Annotated in this window: 32 protein-coding genes; all 32 read left to right on the plus strand. The window is 47.5% G+C overall.

The window, feature by feature from the left end; all coding sequences use genetic code 11:
- Positions 1-238 precede the first annotated feature (238 nt).
- The 32 genes from Q3970_RS06570 (at position 239) to pilC (ending at position 19,761) form a co-directional block, all read left to right on the plus strand.
- Entirely contained in the window at positions 239-1,105 is an 867-nt protein-coding gene (locus tag Q3970_RS06570; RefSeq protein ID WP_303099797.1) for a bile acid:sodium symporter family protein, read from the plus strand.
- Between the two features lie 186 nt (positions 1,106-1,291).
- Entirely contained in the window at positions 1,292-2,137 is an 846-nt protein-coding gene (locus tag Q3970_RS06575) for a GNAT family N-acetyltransferase (protein ID WP_303099798.1), read from the plus strand.
- 51 nt (positions 2,138-2,188) lie between these two features.
- A complete protein-coding gene (locus tag Q3970_RS06580) occupies positions 2,189-2,323 on the plus strand; it encodes a hypothetical protein (RefSeq protein WP_303099799.1) in 135 nt (44 codons plus the stop codon).
- Between the two features lie 246 nt (positions 2,324-2,569).
- Positions 2,570-3,214: a 50S ribosomal protein L3 gene (rplC, locus tag Q3970_RS06585; protein WP_303099800.1), complete on the plus strand. Its 645-nt coding sequence runs from the start codon at positions 2,570-2,572 to the stop codon at positions 3,212-3,214.
- Complete coding sequence (gene rplD, locus Q3970_RS06590) at positions 3,214-3,834, plus strand: 50S ribosomal protein L4 (RefSeq protein WP_303099801.1); 621 nt, start codon at positions 3,214-3,216, stop codon at positions 3,832-3,834. Before rplC ends, rplD begins: the two co-directional genes overlap by 1 nt.
- Complete coding sequence (gene rplW, locus Q3970_RS06595) at positions 3,831-4,145, plus strand: 50S ribosomal protein L23 (protein WP_174222532.1); 315 nt, start codon at positions 3,831-3,833, stop codon at positions 4,143-4,145. The genes rplD and rplW overlap by 4 nt, the downstream gene beginning before the upstream one ends.
- Before the next feature lie 5 nt (positions 4,146-4,150).
- Positions 4,151-4,984 carry a 50S ribosomal protein L2 gene (gene rplB, locus Q3970_RS06600; protein ID WP_085365354.1) on the plus strand — a complete coding sequence of 278 codons (834 nt, stop codon included), beginning with the start codon at positions 4,151-4,153 and terminating at the stop codon, positions 4,982-4,984.
- 5 nt (positions 4,985-4,989) lie between these two features.
- On the plus strand, positions 4,990-5,268 hold the full coding sequence (rpsS, locus tag Q3970_RS06605; RefSeq protein WP_009119027.1) for a 30S ribosomal protein S19: 279 nt from the start codon (positions 4,990-4,992) through the stop codon (positions 5,266-5,268).
- 8 nt (positions 5,269-5,276) lie between these two features.
- On the plus strand, positions 5,277-5,606 hold the full coding sequence (gene rplV / locus Q3970_RS06610) for a 50S ribosomal protein L22 (RefSeq protein ID WP_303099802.1): 330 nt from the start codon (positions 5,277-5,279) through the stop codon (positions 5,604-5,606).
- Positions 5,607-5,615: 9 nt separating this feature from the next.
- Positions 5,616-6,317, plus strand: a complete 702-nt coding sequence (gene rpsC / locus Q3970_RS06615) for a 30S ribosomal protein S3 (RefSeq protein ID WP_303099803.1) — start codon at positions 5,616-5,618, stop codon at positions 6,315-6,317.
- Positions 6,301-6,717 (plus strand): 50S ribosomal protein L16, encoded by a 417-nt coding sequence (gene rplP, locus Q3970_RS06620; protein WP_303099804.1) that lies wholly within the window; start codon positions 6,301-6,303, stop codon positions 6,715-6,717. Before rpsC ends, rplP begins: the two co-directional genes overlap by 17 nt.
- The gene (gene rpmC / locus Q3970_RS06625; RefSeq protein ID WP_085365357.1) at positions 6,717-6,908 is read left to right on the plus strand and encodes a 50S ribosomal protein L29; all 192 of its coding nucleotides are present in this window, start codon (positions 6,717-6,719) and stop codon (positions 6,906-6,908) included. The genes rplP and rpmC overlap by 1 nt, the downstream gene beginning before the upstream one ends.
- Positions 6,908-7,171 (plus strand): 30S ribosomal protein S17, encoded by a 264-nt coding sequence (gene rpsQ / locus Q3970_RS06630; protein ID WP_085365358.1) that lies wholly within the window; start codon positions 6,908-6,910, stop codon positions 7,169-7,171. Before rpmC ends, rpsQ begins: the two co-directional genes overlap by 1 nt.
- Positions 7,172-7,403: 232 nt before the next feature.
- Positions 7,404-7,772, plus strand: a complete 369-nt coding sequence (gene rplN, locus Q3970_RS06635; protein ID WP_004282471.1) for a 50S ribosomal protein L14 — start codon at positions 7,404-7,406, stop codon at positions 7,770-7,772.
- Between the two features lie 12 nt (positions 7,773-7,784).
- A complete protein-coding gene (gene rplX, locus Q3970_RS06640; protein WP_303099805.1) occupies positions 7,785-8,108 on the plus strand; it encodes a 50S ribosomal protein L24 in 324 nt (107 codons plus the stop codon).
- A 9-nt stretch (positions 8,109-8,117) separates the two neighbouring features.
- Positions 8,118-8,657 (plus strand): 50S ribosomal protein L5, encoded by a 540-nt coding sequence (gene rplE / locus Q3970_RS06645; protein WP_303099806.1) that lies wholly within the window; start codon positions 8,118-8,120, stop codon positions 8,655-8,657.
- 3 nt (positions 8,658-8,660) lie between these two features.
- On the plus strand, positions 8,661-8,966 hold the full coding sequence (rpsN, locus tag Q3970_RS06650; protein ID WP_085365361.1) for a 30S ribosomal protein S14: 306 nt from the start codon (positions 8,661-8,663) through the stop codon (positions 8,964-8,966).
- A 14-nt stretch (positions 8,967-8,980) separates the two neighbouring features.
- Entirely contained in the window at positions 8,981-9,373 is a 393-nt protein-coding gene (rpsH, locus tag Q3970_RS06655) for a 30S ribosomal protein S8 (RefSeq protein ID WP_257066468.1), read from the plus strand.
- Positions 9,374-9,385: 12 nt separating this feature from the next.
- On the plus strand, positions 9,386-9,919 hold the full coding sequence (rplF, locus tag Q3970_RS06660; RefSeq protein WP_303099807.1) for a 50S ribosomal protein L6: 534 nt from the start codon (positions 9,386-9,388) through the stop codon (positions 9,917-9,919).
- Positions 9,920-9,933: 14 nt separating this feature from the next.
- Positions 9,934-10,287, plus strand: a complete 354-nt coding sequence (gene rplR / locus Q3970_RS06665) for a 50S ribosomal protein L18 (protein ID WP_085365364.1) — start codon at positions 9,934-9,936, stop codon at positions 10,285-10,287.
- A 17-nt stretch (positions 10,288-10,304) separates the two neighbouring features.
- Complete coding sequence (gene rpsE, locus Q3970_RS06670) at positions 10,305-10,823, plus strand: 30S ribosomal protein S5 (protein ID WP_303099808.1); 519 nt, start codon at positions 10,305-10,307, stop codon at positions 10,821-10,823.
- Positions 10,816-11,001: a 50S ribosomal protein L30 gene (gene rpmD / locus Q3970_RS06675; protein WP_085365366.1), complete on the plus strand. Its 186-nt coding sequence runs from the start codon at positions 10,816-10,818 to the stop codon at positions 10,999-11,001. Before rpsE ends, rpmD begins: the two co-directional genes overlap by 8 nt.
- Position 11,002: 1 nt before the next feature.
- Positions 11,003-11,437, plus strand: coding sequence for a 50S ribosomal protein L15 (gene rplO, locus Q3970_RS06680; protein ID WP_303099809.1), 435 nt, complete (start codon positions 11,003-11,005; stop codon positions 11,435-11,437).
- Between the two features lie 15 nt (positions 11,438-11,452).
- Positions 11,453-12,766 (plus strand): preprotein translocase subunit SecY, encoded by a 1,314-nt coding sequence (secY, locus tag Q3970_RS06685; protein ID WP_303099810.1) that lies wholly within the window; start codon positions 11,453-11,455, stop codon positions 12,764-12,766.
- Between the two features lie 3 nt (positions 12,767-12,769).
- Positions 12,770-12,988, plus strand: coding sequence for a translation initiation factor IF-1 (gene infA, locus Q3970_RS06690; protein ID WP_003684714.1), 219 nt, complete (start codon positions 12,770-12,772; stop codon positions 12,986-12,988).
- A gap of 18 nt (positions 12,989-13,006) precedes the next feature.
- A complete protein-coding gene (rpmJ, locus tag Q3970_RS06695) occupies positions 13,007-13,120 on the plus strand; it encodes a 50S ribosomal protein L36 (protein WP_003697674.1) in 114 nt (37 codons plus the stop codon).
- 65 nt (positions 13,121-13,185) lie between these two features.
- Positions 13,186-13,548, plus strand: a complete 363-nt coding sequence (gene rpsM / locus Q3970_RS06700) for a 30S ribosomal protein S13 (protein WP_303099811.1) — start codon at positions 13,186-13,188, stop codon at positions 13,546-13,548.
- Between the two features lie 18 nt (positions 13,549-13,566).
- Positions 13,567-13,962 carry a 30S ribosomal protein S11 gene (rpsK, locus tag Q3970_RS06705; protein WP_303099812.1) on the plus strand — a complete coding sequence of 132 codons (396 nt, stop codon included), beginning with the start codon at positions 13,567-13,569 and terminating at the stop codon, positions 13,960-13,962.
- Positions 13,963-13,981: 19 nt separating this feature from the next.
- Positions 13,982-14,602 carry a 30S ribosomal protein S4 gene (gene rpsD / locus Q3970_RS06710; protein ID WP_303099813.1) on the plus strand — a complete coding sequence of 207 codons (621 nt, stop codon included), beginning with the start codon at positions 13,982-13,984 and terminating at the stop codon, positions 14,600-14,602.
- Between the two features lie 26 nt (positions 14,603-14,628).
- Positions 14,629-15,615 carry a DNA-directed RNA polymerase subunit alpha gene (gene rpoA, locus Q3970_RS06715; protein WP_303099814.1) on the plus strand — a complete coding sequence of 329 codons (987 nt, stop codon included), beginning with the start codon at positions 14,629-14,631 and terminating at the stop codon, positions 15,613-15,615.
- Positions 15,616-15,640: 25 nt separating this feature from the next.
- Positions 15,641-16,015 carry a 50S ribosomal protein L17 gene (gene rplQ, locus Q3970_RS06720; protein WP_085365372.1) on the plus strand — a complete coding sequence of 125 codons (375 nt, stop codon included), beginning with the start codon at positions 15,641-15,643 and terminating at the stop codon, positions 16,013-16,015.
- 479 nt (positions 16,016-16,494) lie between these two features.
- Complete coding sequence (pilC, locus tag Q3970_RS06725; RefSeq protein WP_303099815.1) at positions 16,495-19,761, plus strand: PilC family type IV pilus tip adhesin; 3,267 nt, start codon at positions 16,495-16,497, stop codon at positions 19,759-19,761.
- Positions 19,762-19,829: the final 68 nt, after the last annotated feature.

The raw sequence follows: 19,829 nt of genomic DNA on the forward strand, positions 1-19,829 counted from the left end.
AGGGGGAATTTAGAGGAGTTTTGGGATTTTTGCAAAGGTCTCAGGCCGTCTGAAAGCCATTTTTCAGACGGCCTTAAGGTATTTTTGCAAAGGTCTCTGAAAATATTTCGGATAGCATTTTTATAGAGGTTTCATAGCTTAAGGTCGCAGCCGTTTTGCGGTTTCGGGCAATGTTACAATTGCCACTCTGCAAGCTGCACGGCCTGAAAAGCTGTGCTTTTAATTTAAACGGAATGTTATGAACCCTATTTTTATCGTTCTCCCGATTTTGCTGCTGTTGATGTTCGGTTTGGGCTTGTCGTTTAAGCCGGCTGATTTTGCCGTTTTGCTGCGGCAGCCGAAGGCGGTGTTGGTGGGCACGGCGGCGCAGGTTGTGCTGCTGCCGCTGCTGGCGGCGGGGTTGGTTGGCTTGTTCGGGCCGGAGCCTTATTTGTTGGTGGGGCTGATGCTGATTGCCTGTTCGCCGGGCGGCACGTCGTCGAATATTTTTACTTCGGTTGCCAAAGGTGATGTGCCGTTGTCGGTAACGCTTACGGTGTTGAGCAGCATCATTACGGTGTTTACCATTCCGCCGGTACTGCTGTATGCGTTTGATGCGGCGGGTTTGGGCGGCGCGGGGGCGGTGAAGCTGCCGGTGGGGCAGCTGCTGGTGCAGAATGTGGTGTTGGTGCTGCTGCCAGTGTTGCTGGGCATGGCGGTGCGCCGTTTTTGGTCCGATGGGGCGCAAAAGGTGAAAAAGGGGTTGGATAAGGCGGCGTTTCCGGCGCTGGTGGTGTTGGTGGTGGTGTTTTTTGCGGCCAACCGGCAGATTATCGTGCAGCATTTTATGTCGCTGGTGTGGATGGTGTCGGCGCTGATTTTGGCGGCGATGGCTTTGGGGGCGCTGCTGGCGGCGGTGTTCGGGCTGCCGGGCAGACAGCGGCGTACGGTTGTGATCGAGGTGGGAATGCAGAATTCGGCACAGGCGATTGCGGTGGCGGGTAGTCCGTTTGTGTTGAACAACGAGGCGTTTGCGCTGCCGGCGGTGATTTATGCACTGATAATGAATGTGGTTTTGCTGGCCTATATCGGCTGGTGCCGGCTGGCAAAACGGCAGGCTGTCTGAAAATATCCTCTAAAAAATGCAGGCAGAATCCGGATTTCAAACCAACCAGTATTTGATTTTCATTGTCCCAAGTTTTTAAAATGCCGCAACAGGAGAGGTGCTTGCGGCCCTTAAACTTTTAGAGCGGCACCGCTGTCGGGTATAATTCGTATTTCCGTCCGATAACCACTCTTCGGAGAACCGTTCATGTTAGTTTGCAATCCCAATGAAATCGTGATTCACGGCACCACCGGTAACGGCAAGGTTTTCCGTCCCAGTGACTGGGCGGAGCGTTTGTGCGGCATTTTGTCGTCGTTTGATAAAGGCAACCGTTTGTCTTACCACGAATGGGTGCGCCCGATTCTGGTTGATAAAGTCCGCTGCGTGGCGGTGGATAAAAAACTGGAAGAAATCAACCCGCCGATGTTTCGTTTTCTGATGGACTTTGCCGCCGACAACGATTTGCGCGTGATGGACTGCAAAGCCTTGATAGACGAGCAGGTACAAGAAGAAGTCGGTGCAGTGCAAGAGCGCGTGTTGCTGTCGCAGGCTATCCAAGAAAAACAGGCGACCGAACAGCAGGCCTCGGCGGTTGAGGCTGCGCCGGTGGAGAGCGTGCTGCGCGAAATCGGTGCCGAAGACACCGCGGTTGCTTTTGCCGCCTTGAGCATATTGCGCTCGGGCATCACCGATGTAGCCCGCTTCGTGGAGCAGGTTAACACGCAACAGCGGCCGCAAGGCTACCGCCTGTTCGGTATTTTTGAAGAAGGCAAGGCCAATGCAGTGGCTGTTTGCGGTTTCCGCGAGCAAACCAACCTTGCCGGCGGCCGCCACATCCATATCGATGACATCGTAACCATTCCCCACGGCCGCAGTAAAGGCTATGCCGCCCGCCTGCTGGCCGAAGTGCGCCGTATCGCAGCGGAAGAAGGTATGGATAAAATCCAGGTTTGGTCTGATGTGGGCAGCGAGCGCACACCGGCGCACCGTCTGTATTTTGAAAACGGTTTTGAAATCGATGCGTTCCACTTTTCTTGTAAAATCAACGGCTGAGTTCTGTGCTATGGTGGGATTGGCCGAACTTCATAATATAAAGGAAATACCATGAAAACCCTGTGTTCCGCCCTTGCCGTTTTATTGCTGGCAGCCTGCGCGCAGTCCGGCACCGGCGGCCGGAGCGAAATTTACGGCGAAATCAAAGGCGGTGTGGAAACCTCGCATACCCGTATCGGCAGATAAAAGCCCGTCAGAATTTATATCAAGTTTGGAGGCCGTCTGAAAAATCCGGTTTGCATGAGCCCCATTTTTCAGACGGCCTCTGGGCGAATAAATCAAGCCCGAAATTCGGCTTTGAAAACAAAGTTTTTCTTGTAAGGTGTTTCCGGACTGTGTTATAGTGCGCTGCTTAGCATTGTGCTAAGTATGTTTTTTGTGCAATGGCCGATCAATCGTAATCGGCCCCTTTAATTAAAAAGGAAAATAATCATGACTTTAGGTCTGGTTGGGCGCAAAGTGGGCATGACCCGCGTGTTTAACGAACAGGGTGCTTCTGTTCCGGTAACCGTGTTGGATATGTCTGCCAACCGCGTCACTCAAGTGAAATCCGAAGATGCCGATGGTTATACTGCCGTTCAGGTTACCTTCGGTCAGAAAAAGGCAAACCGTATCAACAAAGCCGAAGCCGGCCACTTTGCCAAAGCAGGTGTGGAGGCGGGTCGCGGATTGGTTGAGTTTGCTGTTTCTGCGGAAAAATTGGATGAGCTGAAAGCGGGCGACGAAATTACCGTTGCCATGTTTGAAGCCGGCCAATTGGTCGATGTAACCGGTACCTCCAAAGGTAAAGGTTTCTCAGGCACCATCAAGCGCCACAACTTCGGCGCGCAACGTACCTCCCACGGTAACTCACGTTCACACCGCGTTCCCGGTTCTATCGGTATGGCGCAAGATCCCGGTCGTGTATTCCCGGGTAAGCGTATGGCCGGCCAATACGGCAACACCAAGGCAACCGTTCAAAATCTGGAAGTTGTGCGCGTAGATGCCGAGCGCCAGCTGCTGCTGGTTAAGGGTGCTGTTCCCGGTGCGGTAAACAGTGATGTTGTGGTACGTCCCAGCGTGAAAGTAGGTGCGTAATGGAATTAAAAGTAATTGATGCTAAAGGGCAGGTTTCAGGCAGCTTGGCTGTTTCTGATGCTTTGTTTGCCCGTGAATACAATGAAGCGTTGGTTCATCAGCTGGTTACTGCTTTCTTGGCAAATGCCCGTTTAGGCAACCGTGCCCAGAAAACCCGTGCGGAAGTGAATCACTCCACTAAAAAACCGTGGCGTCAGAAAGGTACCGGCCGTGCGCGTTCTGGTATGACCTCTTCTCCGTTGTGGCGTAAAGGTGGTCGTGCGTTCCCGAACAAGCCCGACGAAAACTTCACCCAAAAAGTTAACCGCAAAATGTACCGTGCCGGTATGGCGACTATTCTGTCGCAATTGGCCCGCGACGAGCGTCTTTTTGCTATTGATGCGTTAACTGCCGAAACGCCGAAAACCAAAGTGTTTGCAGAACAGGTGAAAAATCTGGGCTTGGAACAGGTTTTGTTTGTTACCAAACAGTTGGATGAAAATGTTTATCTGGCTTCGCGCAATTTGCCTAACGTACTGGTTTTGGAAGCCCAGCAAATTGATCCCTACAGCTTGCTGCGTTACAAAAAAGTCGTGATGACCAAAGATGCGGTTGCACAGTTAGAGGAGCAATGGGTATGAATCAGCAACGTTTGACTCAAGTGATTTTGGCGCCTGTTGTTTCCGAAAAAAGCAATTTGTTGGCCGAAAAACGCAATCAGATGACTTTCAAAGTATTGCCGAATGCAACTAAGCAGGAAATCAAAGCTGCCGTCGAGTTGCTGTTTGGTGTGGAAGTGGCTTCTGTAACCACCACCACCACTAAAGGTAAAACCAAACGTTTTGGCCGCACCATCGGCCGTCGCAGCGATGTGAAAAAAGCTTATGTTAGTTTGGCTGCCGGTCAGGAGTTGGACTTGGAAGCTGCTGCGGCAACTGCAGATAAGGAATAAGTAACATGGCTATTGTAAAAATGAAGCCTACCTCTGCTGGCCGTCGCGGCATGGTTCGCGTAACCACAGAAGGTTTGTATAAAGGTGCGCCGTATGCCGCCTTGGTTGAGAAGAAAAACTCTACCGCCGGCCGCAACAATAACGGCCATATCACCACCCGCCACAAAGGCGGCGGTCATAAGCACCACTACCGTGTAGTGGACTTCAAGCGCAATAAAGACGGTATCCCTGCGAAAGTGGAACGTATCGAATACGATCCGAACCGTACCGCCCACATCGCCCTGTTGTGCTATGCAGACGGCGAACGCCGTTACATTATAGCCCCGCGCGGTATTAAAGCGGGTGCGGTATTGGTTTCAGGTGCCGAGTCTGCGATTAAAGTGGGCAACACCCTGCCTATCCGCAATATTCCCGTGGGTACAACCATTCACTGTATCGAGATGAAACCGGGCAAAGGTGCGCAAATTGCACGTTCTGCCGGTGCTTCTGCGGTATTGCTGGCTAAAGAAGGTATTTACGCCCAAGTTCGTCTGCGTTCTGGCGAAGTGCGTAAAATCCATGTTGATTGCCGCGCTACCATCGGTGAAGTGGGTAATGAAGAACAAAGCCTGAAGAAAATCGGTAAAGCCGGTGCTAATCGCTGGCGCGGTATCCGCCCGACTGTGCGCGGTGTGGTAATGAACCCGGTTGACCACCCGCACGGCGGTGGTGAAGGCCGTACCGGTGAAGCGCGCGAGCCGGTTAGCCCGTGGGGTACGCCTTCTAAAGGCTACCGTACTCGTAACAACAAACGCACGGACAATATGATTGTTCGCCGCCGTTACTCAAATAAAGGTTAATTGATATGGCTCGTTCATTGAAAAAAGGCCCATATGTAGACCTGCATTTGCTGAAAAAAGTAGATGCGGCTCGTGCAAATAACGACAAACGTCCTATTAAGACTTGGTCGCGTCGTTCTACCATTCTGCCCGACTTTATCGGTTTGACCATCGCTGTACACAACGGCCGTACTCATGTGCCGGTATTTATCAGCGACAATATGGTCGGCCATAAACTGGGCGAGTTCTCATTGACCCGTACCTTTAAAGGCCACTTGGCCGATAAAAAGGCTAAAAAGAAATAAGGTGAATCATGAGAGTAAGTGCACAACATAAAAACGCCCGTATTTCTGCGCAAAAAGCCCGTTTGGTAGCAGATCTGATTCGCGGCAAAGACGTTGCCCAAGCTTTGAATATCTTGGCATTTAGCCCGAAAAAAGGTGCTGAGCTCGTGAAAAAAGTGCTGGAGTCTGCTATTGCTAATGCGGAGCATAATGAAGGTGCTGATATTGACGAGCTGAAAGTGGTCACCATTTTTGTTGACAAAGGGTCGAGCCTGAAACGTTTTCAGGCGCGCGCCAAGGGTCGTGGTAACCGCATTGAAAAACAAACCTGTCATATCAATGTGACAGTAGGCAATTAAGGAAAAGCTATGGGACAAAAGATTAATCCTACCGGCTTTCGCTTGGCGGTAACTAAAGACTGGTCTTCCAAATGGTTTGCAAAAAGCAGCGATTTCCCGACCGTTCTGAAGCAAGATATTGATGTTCGCAATTACTTGCGCAAACGCTTGGCGAATGCTTCTGTCGGCCGCGTTGTAATTGAGCGCCCGGCAAAATCAGCCCGCATTACTATCTATTCCGCTCGTCCTGGTGTGGTAATCGGTAAAAAAGGCGAAGACATTGAGGTGTTAAAGCGCGATCTGCAAAACCTGATGGGAGTGCCGGTTCATGTCAATATTGAGGAAATTCGCAAGCCTGAATTGGATGCGCAAATTATCGCCGATGGCATTGCCCAACAACTTGAAAAACGCGTTCAGTTCCGCCGTGCCATGAAGCGCGCTATGCAAAATGCCATGCGTGTTGGTGCCAAAGGTATCAAAATCATGACTTCAGGCCGTCTGAACGGTGCGGATATTGCCCGTAGCGAATGGTATCGCGAAGGACGCGTTCCCCTGCATACGTTGCGTGCCAATGTTGATTATGCAACCAGTGAGGCGCATACCACTTATGGCGTTTTGGGCTTAAAAGTTTGGGTTTATACCGGCGAGGGTAACGAAAAAGCGGCTCAGGCGAAACCCGAACAAGAGAAGAGACAAAGAAAAGCAGGAGGTCGTCATGCTGCAACCAACTAAACTCAAATACCGTAAACAGCACAAAGGCCGCAACACCGGTATCGCTACCCGCGGTAATAAAGTGAGTTTTGGTGAGTTCGGTTTGAAAGCGGTTGGCCGCGGTCGTTTGACTGCGCGTCAAATTGAGGCGGCCCGCCGTACTATGACCCGTCATATCAAACGTGGTGGCCGTATTTGGATTCGTGTATTTCCCGATAAACCCATTACTGCCAAACCTGCAGAAGTTCGTATGGGTGGCGGTAAAGGTTCTCCCGAATACTATGTAGCTGAAATCCAACCCGGAAAAATGCTGTATGAAATGGACGGTGTGCCCGAAGCTTTGGCTCGCGAGGCATTTGAATTGGCTTCTGCCAAACTGCCGATTCCGACAGTATTTGTAGTAAGACAGGTAGGTCAATAATGAAAGCGAATGAATTGAAAGACAAATCGGTTGAGCAATTGAATGCGGATTTGCTTGATTTGCTGAAAACCCAATTTGGCCTGCGTATGCAAAATGCTACCGGCCAATTAGGCAAACCGAGCGAATTGAAACGAGTGCGTCGCGATATTGCCCGTATCAAAACCATCTTAACTGAAAAAGGTGCTAAGTAATGAGCGAAACTAAAAATGTTCGTACTTTGCAAGGCAAAGTGGTTAGCGACAAAATGGATAAAACCGTTACCGTGCTGGTGGAGCGAAAAGTTAAACATCCCCTGTATGGTAAAATTATCCGCCGTTCGACTAAAATTCATGCTCATGACGAGCAAAATCAATACGGCATTGGTGATGTGGTTGTGATTGAAGAAACTCGCCCGTTGTCTAAAACCAAGTCTTGGGTTGTTAAAGAGCTGGTAGAGAAAGCTCGTGCTGTTTAAAAAATAAGACAGTACGGTTTTAAAAAGAGAAACGAAGTCTTGCATCAAAGTTGGTTTGTATGTAAACTTCGTTTCTTATCTTTCAGTTTCTCTCTGGAAGCTTCTTCCCTTCGGGATCCAAGACTGGTTTACTAGAACCTTTTGAAGGTGTCAGATTGTAGAATGCTTAAATTTTAGCATATCGGGTCGTCTGAAAAAGGTAAATTAAGTTGGTTTTTTTAAAGGTAAAAAAATGATTCAAATGCAGACCATCTTAGATGTGGCTGATAACTCTGGTGCGCGTCGTGTGATGTGTATCAAAGTGTTGGGCGGATCTAAGCGTCGCTATGCTTCGGTTGGCGACATTATTAAAGTTGCAGTGAAAGATGCGGCTCCGCGTGGCCGTGTGAAAAAAGGTGATGTATATAGCGCTGTAGTGGTTCGTACTGCAAAAGGCGTTCGTCGTCCTGATGGTGCACTGATTAAATTTGATAATAACGCAGCTGTTTTGTTGAACAATAAACTTGAGCCTTTGGGTACGCGTATTTTTGGTCCGGTGACCCGCGAGCTGCGTACGGAGCGCTTTATGAAAATTGTTTCATTGGCACCTGAAGTTTTATAAGGAATAGCAGCGATGAACAAGATTATTAAAGGCGATAAAGTAATCGTAATTGCCGGTAAGGATAAAGGCAAACAAGGCCAAGTTGTTAAAGTGTTGGGTGATAAAGTGGTGGTGGAGGGCGTTAATGTGGCTAAGCGCCATCAAAAACCGAACCCGATGCGTGGTATTGAGGGTGGGATTGTTGTTAAAAATATGCCTTTGGCTATTTCAAACGTTGCTATTCTCAATCCTGAAACCAATAAGGCTGATCGTGTGGGTATTAAATTGGTTGAAAGCGACGGCAAGGTGAAACGTGTCCGCTTTTTCAAATCTAATGGCTCTATCATTGGGGCATAAGGAGATAACATGGCTCGTTTGAGAGAGTTTTATAACAGCACTGTGGTTCCTGAGTTGATAAAGCAGTTTGGCTATAAGTCAATTATGGAGGTGCCTCGTATTGAAAAAATTACTTTAAATATGGGTGTTGGCGAAGCTGTTGCGGATAAAAAAGTAATGGAGCATGCTGTTGCTGATTTGGAGAAAATTGCCGGTCAAAAGCCCGTAGTAACCGTTGCCCGCAAATCTATTGCCGGCTTCAAAATTCGTGACAACTATCCCGTGGGTTGCAAGGTGACTTTGCGTCGCGATCAAATGTTTGAATTCTTGGATCGTTTGGTGACTATCGCTTTGCCTCGAGTGCGCGACTTCCGTGGTATGAACGGTAAATCTTTTGATGGTGGCGGTAACTATAATATGGGTGTCCGCGAGCAAATTATTTTTCCGGAAATCGAATACGATAAAATTGATGCTTTGCGTGGTTTAAACATTACCATTACTACAACTGCTAAAACAGATGAAGAGGCAAAAGCTCTGTTGTCGCTGTTTAAATTTCCGTTCAAAGGATAATTCATGGCTAAAAAAGCACTTATCAACCGCGAATTGAAACGCGTTGCTCTGGCGAAAAAATATGCCGCTAAGCGAGAGGCTATTTTTGCTGTTATTAATGATTCAAATGCTTCGGATGAAGAGCGTTTTGAGGCTCGCCTGAAACTTCAAGCGATTCCCCGCAATGCTGCACCTGTTCGTCAGCGTCGTCGTTGTGCCTTGACTGGCCGTCCGCGTGGCACTTTCCGTAAGTTCGGTTTGGGTCGTATTAAAATCCGTGAAATTGCTATGCGTGGCGAGATTCCGGGCGTTGTTAAAGCTAGCTGGTAATAGGAGTAGTAATTATGAGTATGCATGATCCTATTTCCGATATGTTGACTCGTATCCGAAATGCGCAACGTGCAAACAAGATTGCCGTTGCTATGCCTTCTTCCAAATTGAAATGCGCTATCGCTAAGGTTTTGAAAGAGGAAGGTTATATTGAAGATTTCGCGGTTTCTGCCGATGCAAAACCTGTTTTGGAAATCCAATTGAAATATTATGCCGGGCGTCCCGTTATTGAACAAATTAAGCGTGTGTCTCGTCCTGGTCTGCGTATTTACAAAGCCTCAAACGAGATTCCGAGTGTGATGAATGGTTTGGGTGTGGCAATCGTTAGCACTTCTAAAGGTGTAATGACCGACCGTAAGGCCCGTTCTGAAGGTGTTGGCGGTGAGTTGTTATGCATTGTTGCCTAGTGGAGGATAAATATGTCACGCGTAGCTAAAAATCCAGTGACCGTTCCCGCTGGCGTTGAAGTGAAATTTGGAACTGATGCTATTATTATCAAGGGAAAGAATGGTGAGTTGTCTCTGCCCCTGACTGATAATGTGGCTATTGAATTGAATGACGGTCAGTTGACCTTTACCGCTAAAGACAACAGCAAACAGGCTAATGCAATGTCTGGCACTGTACGTGCTTTAGTCAATAATATGGTTAAAGGTGTTTCTGAAGGCTTTGAGAAAAAATTGCAACTGATTGGTGTGGGCTATCGTGCTCAGGCTCAAGGTAAAGTATTGAATCTTTCTTTGGGCTTTTCTCATCCCATCGTTCATGAAATGCCGGAAGGTGTTTCAGTGCAAACCCCGAGTCAAACAGAAATTATTTTGACAGGTGCCGATAAACAGGTTGTTGGTCAGGTTGCTGCCGAAATCCGCGCTTACCGCTCACCCGAGCCTTATAAAGGTAAAGGTGTACGTTATGTCGGCGAAGTGGTAGTGATGAAAGAAGCCAAGAAGAAATAATTGAGGTTTTTCTAATGAATAAACATGTAACCCGACTCCGTCGCGCGCGCAAAACCCGTGCTCGTATTGCGGATTTAAAAATGGTTAGATTGTGCGTATTCCGTTCAAACAGTCATATTTATGCTCAAGTTATTAGTGCTGAGGGTGATAAAGTTTTGGCTCAAGCCTCTACTTTGGAAGCTGAAGTACGCGATAGCTTGAAATCAGGCAGTAATGTTGAGGCGGCTGCAGTTGTTGGTAAGCGTATTGCTGAAAAAGCAAAAGCTGCAGGTGTTGAAAAAGTTGCTTTCGATCGTTCTGGTTTTCAATATCATGGTCGTGTGAAAGCTTTGGCAGAAGCAGCACGTGAAAACGGTTTAAGCTTCTAAAGATTTGGAGATTTCAGATGGCAAAACATGAGATTGAAGAGCGTGGTGACGGTTTAATCGAAAAAATGGTGGCCGTTAACCGTGTAACAAAAGTGGTTAAGGGTGGCCGTATTATGGCTTTCTCTGCTCTGACAGTTGTTGGCGATGGTGATGGTCGCATCGGTATGGGTAAGGGGAAATCCAAAGAGGTTCCGGTTGCTGTGCAGAAGGCGATGGATCAAGCTCGCCGCTCAATGATTAAAGTACCTTTGAAAAACGGCACCATTCACCATGAGGTGCTTGGCAAGCATGGTGCAACCCGTGTATTTATGCAGCCTGCTAAAGAAGGTAGTGGTGTAAAAGCAGGTGGTCCGATGCGCTTGGTTTTTGATGCTATGGGTATCCATAATATTTCTGCAAAAGTGCATGGCTCTACTAATCCTTACAACATCGTGCGAGCCACATTGGATGGTCTGTCCAAGTTATATACTCCTGCGGATATCGCTGCAAAGCGCGGGTTGACTGTTGAAGATATTTTAGGAGCTAACCATGACTGAACAAAAGAAAATCAAAGTAACTTTGATTAAAAGTTTGATTGGTACCATTGAGGCTCATCGAGCCTGTGCACGTGGCTTGGGTCTACGTCGCCGCGAGCATACAGTAGAGGTTTTGGATACTCCTGAGAATCGTGGCATGATTAACAAAATCAGCTACCTGTTGAAAGTGGAGTCTTGATATGTTTTTAAATACTATTCAACCTGCCGAAGGTTCGACTCATGTTAAAAGACGTGTTGGTCGCGGTATTGGTAGTGGTTTAGGCAAAACCGGTGGTCGCGGCCACAAAGGCCAAAAAAGTCGCGCAGGTGGTTTTCATAAAGTAGGCTTTGAGGGTGGTCAAATGCCCTTACAGCGCCGTTTGCCCAAGCGTGGTTTTAAATCTTTAACTGCTGCTGCAAATGCTGAAGTTCGACTGAGTGAGTTGGAGTTGGTAGCTGTGAGCGAAATCGATGTGTTGGTTTTGAAGCAAGCGGGTTTAGTAGGTGCTAATGTTTTGAATGTAAAAGTTATTGCGTCAGGTTCTATTAACAAGGCAATTACTTTGAAAGGCATTAAAGCCACTAAAGGCGCACAAGCTGCTATTGAAGCTGCCGGCGGTAAAGTAGAAGAATAAGACTTGGATTATTAAGTGGCTAATCAACTTTCATCATCAGATTTATCCAAATTCGGTGACTTGAAAAAGCGCCTATTGTTCTTGTTAGGCGCATTGATTGTATTCCGTATTGGTGCACATATTCCTGTGCCAGGAGTTGATGCAGCTGCTTTGGCTAAGTTATACGAAAGCGCAAGCAGCGGCATTCTGGGTATGTTGAATATGTTCTCAGGAGGTTCGCTTGAGCGCTTTAGTATTTTTGCAATTGGTATTATGCCGTATATTTCGGCGTCAATTATTGTTCAATTGGCATCGGAAATACTCCCTTCTCTGAAGGCTCTGAAAAAAGAAGGGGAGGCCGGGCGTAAAATCATCACCAAATATACCCGTTATGGTACTGTGGTTCTGGCAGTCATGCAGAGTTTTGGTGTGGCTACATTTGTATATCAGCAAAATGTAGTTGTCGTCTCACAGCTGGAATTTTTTATCTCTACTGTTGTTTGCTTGGTAACCGGCACTATGTTTTTGATGTGGTTGGGTGAGCAAATGACCGAACGGGGGATAGGTAACGGCATTTCATTGATCATAACGGCAGGTATCGCGGCAGGTATTCCGGCTGGAGCTGCGCAACTTGTTACCCTTACAAGTCAGGGATCAATGAGTATGTTGACGGCAGTATCTATTGTGGTGGGTGCCTTGCTGCTGATTTATATTGTGGTATTTTTTGAAAGTGCCCAGCGTAAAGTACCGGTTCATTATGCCAAACGTCAGCTCGGCAGCAGGATTGTGCAAGGTCAAAATACACATATGCCCTTTAAGCTGAATATGGCCGGTGTGATTCCGCCTATTTTTGCTTCCAGTATCATTCTGTTTCCTTCAACGCTTTTAAGTTGGTTCGGCTCTGCAAATACAGACAGTTGGCTGCATAAAATAGCAGGTATGTTGCAACATGGACAACCTGTATATATTTTATTATTTGCGGCAACCATTATTTTCTTTTGTTATTTCTATACGGCGTTGGTATTCAGTCCGAAAGAGATGGCAGAGAATTTGAAGAAAAGCGGGGCATTTATTCCCGGTATTAGACCGGGGGAGCAAACCTCCAGATATTTGGAAAAAGTTGTTTTGCGCTTGACTCTGTTTGGTGCTTTATACATAACTATTATTTGTTTGATTCCGGAATTTTTGACCACGGCTTTGAATATTCCTTTCTATTTGGGCGGCACCTCATTGTTAATCTTGGTAGTAGTAACCATGGATTTTCATACGCAAATTACTTCATATAGAGTTACTCAGCAATATGAGTATTTGATTAAGCAACCTGATATGAAATCATTATCCCGTAAGTAAATTATGGCTAAAGAAGATACCATACAAATGCAGGGTGAGATTCTCGAAACCTTGCCGAATGCAACTTTTAAAGTAAAGCTCGAAAATGACCATGTTGTTTTAGGGCATATTTCCGGCAAGATGCGTATGCACTATATACGTATCTCCCCGGGTGATAAGGTTACCGTTGAGCTGACACCCTATGATTTGACTCGGGCACGTATTGTGTTTCGAGCTAGGTAATTTAAGAAAGGAAATAAAATGCGTGTACAACCTTCTGTAAAGAAAATTTGCCGTAACTGTAAGATTATTCGCCGTAATCGAGTAGTTCGTGTGATTTGCACTGACCCCCGCCACAAGCAGCGTCAAGGCTAAGCTGGTATTTTGCCAAGCCTGATTTTGTGGTATAGTAATAAAATTTTGCCCTTAAAGGAAAAAATATGGCTCGTATTGCAGGGGTAAATATCCCTAATAATGCCCATATCGTAATTGGCTTGCAGGCTATTTACGGTATTGGTTCTACTCGTGCTAAATTGATTTGTGAGGCTGCGAAAATCGAGCAGAGCACTAAAGTAAAAGATTTAGACGAGTCTCAATTGGAAGCTTTGCGTGAGCAGGTTTCTAAATATGAAGTAGAAGGCGATTTGCGTCGTGAAGTAACGATGAGTATCAAGCGTCTGATGGATATGGGCTGCTACCGCGGCTTCAGGCATCGTCGCGGTTTGCCTTGTCGTGGACAACGAACGCGCACCAATGCCCGTACCCGCAAAGGTCCGCGCAAAGCGATTGCCGGTAAAAAATAATTTTTAAGGATTTGATTAATGGCTAAAGCAAACACAGCTTCACGTGTACGCAAAAAAGTACGTAAAACCGTGAGTGAAGGTATTGTGCATGTTCATGCTTCTTTCAACAATACCATCATTACTATCACCGACCGTCAAGGCAATGCATTATCTTGGGCTACCTCGGGCGGCGCTGGTTTTAAAGGTTCGCGTAAAAGTACACCTTTTGCTGCCCAGGTGGCAGCAGAAGCCGCTGGTAAAGTTGCCCAAGAGCATGGCGTTAAAAATCTGGAAGTTCGCATTAAAGGCCCGGGTCCCGGCCGTGAATCTTCTGTTCGTGCGCTCAACGCTCTTGGTTTCAAGATTACCAGCATTACCGACGTTACCCCGTTGCCCCATAACGGTTGCCGTCCACCTAAGAAACGTCGTATTTAATATTGGAGTGATTTGAGATATGGCACGTTATATTGGCCCTAAATGTAAATTGGCCCGCCGCGAAGGTACAGATTTATTTTTAAAGAGCGCCCGCCGCTCTTTGGAATCTAAATGCAAAATGGATTCTGCGCCCGGTCAGCATGGTGCTAAAAAGCCCCGTCTTTCCGATTATGGTTTGCAGTTGCGTGAAAAACAAAAAATCCGCCGTATTTATGGTGTCTTAGAACGCCAGTTCCGCCGTTATTTTGCAGAAGCGGCCCGTCGTAAAGGCTCTACCGGCGAATTGTTGCTCCAGTTGTTGGAGTCGCGCTTGGATAATGTCGTGTACAGAATGGGCTTTGGTTCTACCCGTGCGGAAGCACGTCAGTTGGTGTCGCACAAAGCCATTACTGTAAACGGTCAGGTAGTAAACATTCCTTCTTACCAAGTTAAAGCCGGTGATGTTGTCAGCGTTCGTGAAAAGGCTAAAAAGCAAGTCCGTATTCAAGAAGCTTTGGGTTTGGCAACACAAATCGGTTTGCCCGGCTGGGTTTCTGTCGACGCAAACAAAATGGAAGGCGTATTCAAAAATATGCCTGATCGCTCAGAATTGACTGGCGATATTAATGAACAGCTGGTGGTAGAGTTCTACTCTAAATAATTACCAGTTCAGTGAGGGACAGTTAAATGCAAAACAGCACTTCCGAATTTTTGAAACCCCGTCAAATAGATGTGGATAACTTATCTGCCACCCGTGCAAAAGTATCTATGCAGCCGTTTGAACGTGGTTTCGGCCATACCCTTGGTAATGCTTTGCGTCGTATCTTACTGTCATCCATGAACGGTTTTGCACCTACTGAAGTGGCTATTACCGGTGTTTTGCACGAGTATTCTACTGTTGATGGTGTTCAAGAAGATGTTGTTGATATTTTGTTGAACCTTAAAGGTGTAGTTTTCAAGTTGCATGGCCGCAGCCAAGTTCAGTTAACCTTGAAGAAGTCCGGAGCGGGTGCCGTAGTAGCAGGCGACATCAGCCTGCCTCACGATGTGGAAATCATCAATCCTGAGCACGTTATTTGCCATCTTTCCGACAACGGTCAGATTGAGATGGAAATCAAAGTGGAGCAGGGGCGCGGTTACCAGTCGGTTTCAGGCCGTCGGACTATTCGCGATGAAAACCGACAAATCGGTGCAATTCAGTTGGATGCGAGCTTCTCGCCCATCAGCCGTGTTAGTTTTGAAGTTGAGCCGGCACGTGTAGAGCAGCGTACGGATTTGGATCGTTTGGTATTGGATATAGAAACCGACGGATCTATTGATCCGGAAGAGGCTGTTCGTAGTGCGGCACGTATTTTGATTGACCAGATGTCTATTTTTGCCGATTTGCAAGGAACACCAGTTGAAGAGGTTGAAGAAAAAGCGCCTCCTATCGATCCGGTTCTGCTGCGTCCGGTAGATGATTTGGAATTGACAGTACGTTCGGCTAACTGCTTGAAAGCTGAAGATATTTATTATATTGGCGATTTAATTCAGCGTACCGAAACCGAACTCTTGAAGACACCCAATTTGGGTAGAAAATCTTTGAATGAAATCAAAGAAGTTTTGGCTTCCAAAGGGTTGACGTTGGGTTCTAAGCTGGAAGCTTGGCCGCCGGTGGGCTTGGAAAAGCCGTAAGTTTGAAGATTAAAGGATAAGTAAGATGCGTCATCGTAATGGCAATCGTAAATTAAACCGTACCAGCAGCCATCGTGCTGCGATGCTGCGCAATATGGCCAATTCTTTATTGAGCCATGAAACCATCGTAACTACTTTGCCGAAGGCCAAAGAGTTGCGCCGTGTGGTGGAGCCCTTGATTACTTTGGGTAAAAAACCTTCGTTGGCAAACCGCCGCTTGGCATTTAACCGCACCCGCGACCGTGATGTGGTAGTAAAACTGTTCGATGAGTTGGGGCCACGCTTTGCTGCTCGTAACGGCGGTTATATCCGTATATTGAAATATGGTTTCCGCAAAGGCGACAATGCTCCGTTGGCATTGGTCGAGTTGGTGGATAAAGCAGCGGAAGCCGCAGAATAATCCGGTAAGTTTACTTTTCGGTTGAGACTCCTCCATTTATGGCGGTAGGATTTGAGATTATTCGGGTGGAGAGCAACCCCGTCTAAATCAGGGAAATATGTGGGACGGCGCTTAGTATATCGTCCTGTGTATTGAAATTTTGATAAAAAAACCGTATCCGATTCATGTCGGATACGGTTTTCTGTTTTGATTTTTGGCAAAATCTTCTAACGAAATATACGGAAGCGGTAGTTTGATAATGCCGAACTCTCCTTCTCTACAGGCAATATCGGAGCAGACAGGCCGTTTAGTAGGGGGGAGGAATGTTTCATTTTTACAATAGCCGTTTGAGGTTTCAGACGACCTCTGCAACAAACCGGACAAAATACCAAATAAGTATGTTAAAATCGCATACATTTCAACACAAAAACTTACAAAATTCATATTGATTATAAACCGCCCGCATTTTGCGGCGCGGTCGAAACGAAAGACGGCACATTATGAAAACGACTTCCCCCTCCCCTCGCGCCCGCTTGCGTCCGATAATCTTCAGCCTTTCTTTGATTTTTACCCTGCTGGCCTCCGGAACGGCAAATGCCCAGTTTGCCGATGTTCCCGTTTATCTGCAAAACGAAACCAAAACCATCGGCGGCACTTCCAAAGTCAAGCCCAATGTGATGCTGTTCATTGATGACTCGGGCAGTATGCGTTATGTAACAGGGAAAGACGTTGTAGCTGGTAAGAATGAAAAGAGCCGTATGTCAATTGCCAAATCTGCTCTCTCTTCCGTGGTGACAAAATACAAAGATCAGATCAACTGGAACCTGCAAACGCTTAATAACAATAAATCGGTAAATATGGATCAGTATACCGATAACTGGGAACTGGTTCTCAAGAAAATTAATAAGATGCAGTCTGAAGGAGGAACACCTACTACTCCGCGATTTTACGAATTATCGAAAATTGTCCGAGACAACACCGAATACCGTTGCCAGAAAAATTTTATCCTGCTGATGTCTGACGGTGATGCCAATTACAGTCAGGATACGGATGACAGTAATTGGACATTTGTACAAGATAGGGGATGGACAATTAAAGATAAATCTAAAATCAAACCTTATTTTCCAAATAATACCGTTGATGATCCCTATTTTGGTAGACAAACAGGGGGAGGAGCTGCTTATGAAAGCCGTTATAATTCCAGCACTAACAGTTGGGGTATCGATCTCTGGGATACGTTTTGGGATAGGGAAAACGGTTTAGGCTGGTTCAGTAGGACTTTGGCTACAAAAGACTTTAAAACCGGAGGAACCGATAAAACCGGTAAAAGTTGGGACGGGGATTCGGCCGATCCTAAAAACTCAAACGATGAGAGTATTTATAAAAAACAGATTGCTGAAACATTTACCATCGGCTTTGGTGAAGGACTGACTGAAAAAGGCAGGGCATACCTCAAACAAGGTGCCGCCCGTGCCAATGCCGCCGACAATGAAAAATCTTTCTTCAATGCTTCCAATGAAGAAGAATTGGTTGCTGCCATCGGCAGCATTTTCGACAGCATCGAAAGCTCTGCCTTAAACAATGCCGAAGAAGGCGTGGGCACTTCTGCACCCGCGGTTAGCGGGGCAAACGGCAGGGCTACCGATGCAGCCACTGTGTATCTTGATCCGCAATCGTGGAGCAGCCAGTTGCACTTTTACAGTCTCAATGCCGACGGGTCGTTTTCGTCTACCCCCAAACAACCTTATTTCGGCAACCGCAAAACGCTGATCAATACCGGCAGCGGCGTGTTTTGGGCGGATGGGCAAAGCTATGCCGACAACGGTTATTTCGGCATTGAAACATCAGGGAAAAATGCCGACGAATGGAAATCGGCACTGATGCCTTGGACGGTGCGCAGTAAAGACGATTCTGTGATTAAAACTGATTCGGTCAACACGCCGTACAGCCAAACCTACCGCGACCGTAATTTGGATGCTGAAGGCAAACCAGTGAATGGCAAGCGCGATTTGGGCGATATTCTCGACAGCGGCATTGCCACAGCGGGCAACAGCGTCAACGGCCGCCCCGAATTTCTGCTGACTGCTGCCAACGACGGTATGGTGCACCTGTTCCGCAGCTATGATCACGCAGAGCACCCTTATGAACTGAAACTCAGCTACATTCCCGCAGGTATGGAGCGCGACAGCGGCAACGGCGGCAGCACGCTGGGCGAAACCCTGAAAGAGCTGGCCGATGAAGGATACGGCCAAAGCAAACCGCACCGCTATATGGTAAACGGCGGTTTTGTCGTGCGCACTACTGCCGCACCTTCCGGAGGGGTTAAAGGCCAGCAAACCGTGATGTTCGGCGCGATGGGGCAGGGCGGGCGCGGAGCCTATGCACTGAATGTCGGCGGCACCGACCGCGTGAACGGCACCGCTGCCATCGGGCTGAATGCCGCCGATAACGCTTGGAACACCACTGTGCCGCTGTTTGAAACCGCCAAAGGGGAAAGCAATACTTTGGGTTATACCGTGGGCACGCCGCAAATCGGCCGTGTTTCCATAAAGCGTCCGGCTCCGACCGATGCCGTTCAGCAAGTGGATATTTCTGAAAATGTGCGTTATGCGGCATTTTTGGCCAGCGGCTACCGCAATCAAGACATCAAACATGAAAGCAATGAAACCGCCCTGTATGTTTACGATCTGTTGGGGCAGGAGGCTTCAACCGGTGAGGTCAAAGGCAAAACTGCGGGCAGCCTGATTGCAAAAATCACCGTGCCCGGCGGTGTCGGCGGCCTCTCCAGCCCCACCCTGCTCGATATGGATTTCGACGGGGTGATCGATGTGGCTTATGCAGGCGATTACGGCGGCAATATGTACCGTTTCGACCTGCGCGGCGAAACTCCCGACAAATGGCGGGTTCAGCGCATTTACACAGGTTCGGCCGCCCGCCCGATTACTGCCGCTCCCGCCGTTTCCCGTCGTGCCGATAATAAATATGTGGTTATTTTCGGCACAGGCAGCGATATCTACCAGAGCGATGCTGCAAGCAAAACCCAGCAGGCCGTGTTCGGTATTTTTGAAGATCTCAAACTTAATGGCGACAATACACTGCCGGAAGTAACGGCGGCAACAGAAGCAGATCTGCAAACCCAAACGATGGAGGAAAAAGAGATCGACGGTAAAAAATACCGTTTCTTGAGCAGCCACCCGGTAGGCAGCGACAAAAAAGGCTGGAAAATAAACTTGGGAGTCGGCACGGACAATGCAGGTGAGCGTGTGGTAGTTAAGCCGACTATGCTTTTACGCAGCGCATTGATCAGCACGAGGATTTATCAAACCACAACCACACCCCGCGATAACGGCGATGATGTGTGCCTGCCCGATGAAACCAGCACTTCCACAGAAAGCAGCAGTTGGAGTTTGATGGTTAATGCCGAAACCGGAGGCAGCCTGAAAAAAACAGACACACGCATCAATTTTATTGATAAATCGGGCAATGCCGTTATGAATAACGGAAATTATGCCAACGGCCTCAGGCAAAGCGGTATATACGGCCTTGCCAGTGTCGAACCGTCGAAACTGTCTGCCGACAGCCCGGTTACTCTGGATGGAGATTCGGGAGGAAACGGCACGGATTCGGCCGGCCGCCAAGCCGTTCCTAAGAACACTTGTTTCAAAGGCAGAGCCGAGCGGTTTATTTTAAACGCCAAGGGCGAAAAATATTCGGTTGTAGGAAAATATTGCGGTGTCCAGCGCATCAGCTGGCGTGAAATTTTCTAAATCAATACGGTAACTGGTTGATGGAACCGGGTTGTTCGACAAAACCGGCCGCCCAAAGGGAGGTCGGT

The organism is Neisseria sp. (genome assembly GCF_030530745.1).
GTDB lineage: Bacteria > Pseudomonadota > Gammaproteobacteria > Burkholderiales > Neisseriaceae > Neisseria.

Bases quoted from the DNA above. Each gene is read 5' to 3' on its own strand.
- Q3970_RS06570 (WP_303099797.1), top strand. From the start codon at position 239: ATGAACCCTATTTTTATCGTTCTCCCGATTTTGCTGCTGTTGATGTTC.
- Q3970_RS06575 (WP_303099798.1), top strand. From the start codon at position 1,292: ATGTTAGTTTGCAATCCCAATGAAATCGTGATTCACGGCACCACCGGT.
- Q3970_RS06580 (WP_303099799.1), top strand. From the start codon at position 2,189: ATGAAAACCCTGTGTTCCGCCCTTGCCGTTTTATTGCTGGCAGCCTGC.
- rplC (WP_303099800.1), top strand. From the start codon at position 2,570: ATGACTTTAGGTCTGGTTGGGCGCAAAGTGGGCATGACCCGCGTGTTT.
- rplD (WP_303099801.1), top strand. From the start codon at position 3,214: ATGGAATTAAAAGTAATTGATGCTAAAGGGCAGGTTTCAGGCAGCTTG.
- rplW (WP_174222532.1), top strand. From the start codon at position 3,831: ATGAATCAGCAACGTTTGACTCAAGTGATTTTGGCGCCTGTTGTTTCC.
- rplB (WP_085365354.1), top strand. From the start codon at position 4,151: ATGGCTATTGTAAAAATGAAGCCTACCTCTGCTGGCCGTCGCGGCATG.
- rpsS (WP_009119027.1), top strand. From the start codon at position 4,990: ATGGCTCGTTCATTGAAAAAAGGCCCATATGTAGACCTGCATTTGCTG.
- rplV (WP_303099802.1), top strand. From the start codon at position 5,277: ATGAGAGTAAGTGCACAACATAAAAACGCCCGTATTTCTGCGCAAAAA.
- rpsC (WP_303099803.1), top strand. From the start codon at position 5,616: ATGGGACAAAAGATTAATCCTACCGGCTTTCGCTTGGCGGTAACTAAA.
- rplP (WP_303099804.1), top strand. From the start codon at position 6,301: ATGCTGCAACCAACTAAACTCAAATACCGTAAACAGCACAAAGGCCGC.
- rpmC (WP_085365357.1), top strand. From the start codon at position 6,717: ATGAAAGCGAATGAATTGAAAGACAAATCGGTTGAGCAATTGAATGCG.
- rpsQ (WP_085365358.1), top strand. From the start codon at position 6,908: ATGAGCGAAACTAAAAATGTTCGTACTTTGCAAGGCAAAGTGGTTAGC.
- rplN (WP_004282471.1), top strand. From the start codon at position 7,404: ATGATTCAAATGCAGACCATCTTAGATGTGGCTGATAACTCTGGTGCG.
- rplX (WP_303099805.1), top strand. From the start codon at position 7,785: ATGAACAAGATTATTAAAGGCGATAAAGTAATCGTAATTGCCGGTAAG.
- rplE (WP_303099806.1), top strand. From the start codon at position 8,118: ATGGCTCGTTTGAGAGAGTTTTATAACAGCACTGTGGTTCCTGAGTTG.
- rpsN (WP_085365361.1), top strand. From the start codon at position 8,661: ATGGCTAAAAAAGCACTTATCAACCGCGAATTGAAACGCGTTGCTCTG.
- rpsH (WP_257066468.1), top strand. From the start codon at position 8,981: ATGAGTATGCATGATCCTATTTCCGATATGTTGACTCGTATCCGAAAT.
- rplF (WP_303099807.1), top strand. From the start codon at position 9,386: ATGTCACGCGTAGCTAAAAATCCAGTGACCGTTCCCGCTGGCGTTGAA.
- rplR (WP_085365364.1), top strand. From the start codon at position 9,934: ATGAATAAACATGTAACCCGACTCCGTCGCGCGCGCAAAACCCGTGCT.
- rpsE (WP_303099808.1), top strand. From the start codon at position 10,305: ATGGCAAAACATGAGATTGAAGAGCGTGGTGACGGTTTAATCGAAAAA.
- rpmD (WP_085365366.1), top strand. From the start codon at position 10,816: ATGACTGAACAAAAGAAAATCAAAGTAACTTTGATTAAAAGTTTGATT.
- rplO (WP_303099809.1), top strand. From the start codon at position 11,003: ATGTTTTTAAATACTATTCAACCTGCCGAAGGTTCGACTCATGTTAAA.
- infA (WP_003684714.1), top strand. From the start codon at position 12,770: ATGGCTAAAGAAGATACCATACAAATGCAGGGTGAGATTCTCGAAACC.
- rpmJ (WP_003697674.1), top strand. From the start codon at position 13,007: ATGCGTGTACAACCTTCTGTAAAGAAAATTTGCCGTAACTGTAAGATT.
- rpsM (WP_303099811.1), top strand. From the start codon at position 13,186: ATGGCTCGTATTGCAGGGGTAAATATCCCTAATAATGCCCATATCGTA.
- rpsK (WP_303099812.1), top strand. From the start codon at position 13,567: ATGGCTAAAGCAAACACAGCTTCACGTGTACGCAAAAAAGTACGTAAA.
- rpsD (WP_303099813.1), top strand. From the start codon at position 13,982: ATGGCACGTTATATTGGCCCTAAATGTAAATTGGCCCGCCGCGAAGGT.
- rpoA (WP_303099814.1), top strand. From the start codon at position 14,629: ATGCAAAACAGCACTTCCGAATTTTTGAAACCCCGTCAAATAGATGTG.
- rplQ (WP_085365372.1), top strand. From the start codon at position 15,641: ATGCGTCATCGTAATGGCAATCGTAAATTAAACCGTACCAGCAGCCAT.
- pilC (WP_303099815.1), top strand. From the start codon at position 16,495: ATGAAAACGACTTCCCCCTCCCCTCGCGCCCGCTTGCGTCCGATAATC.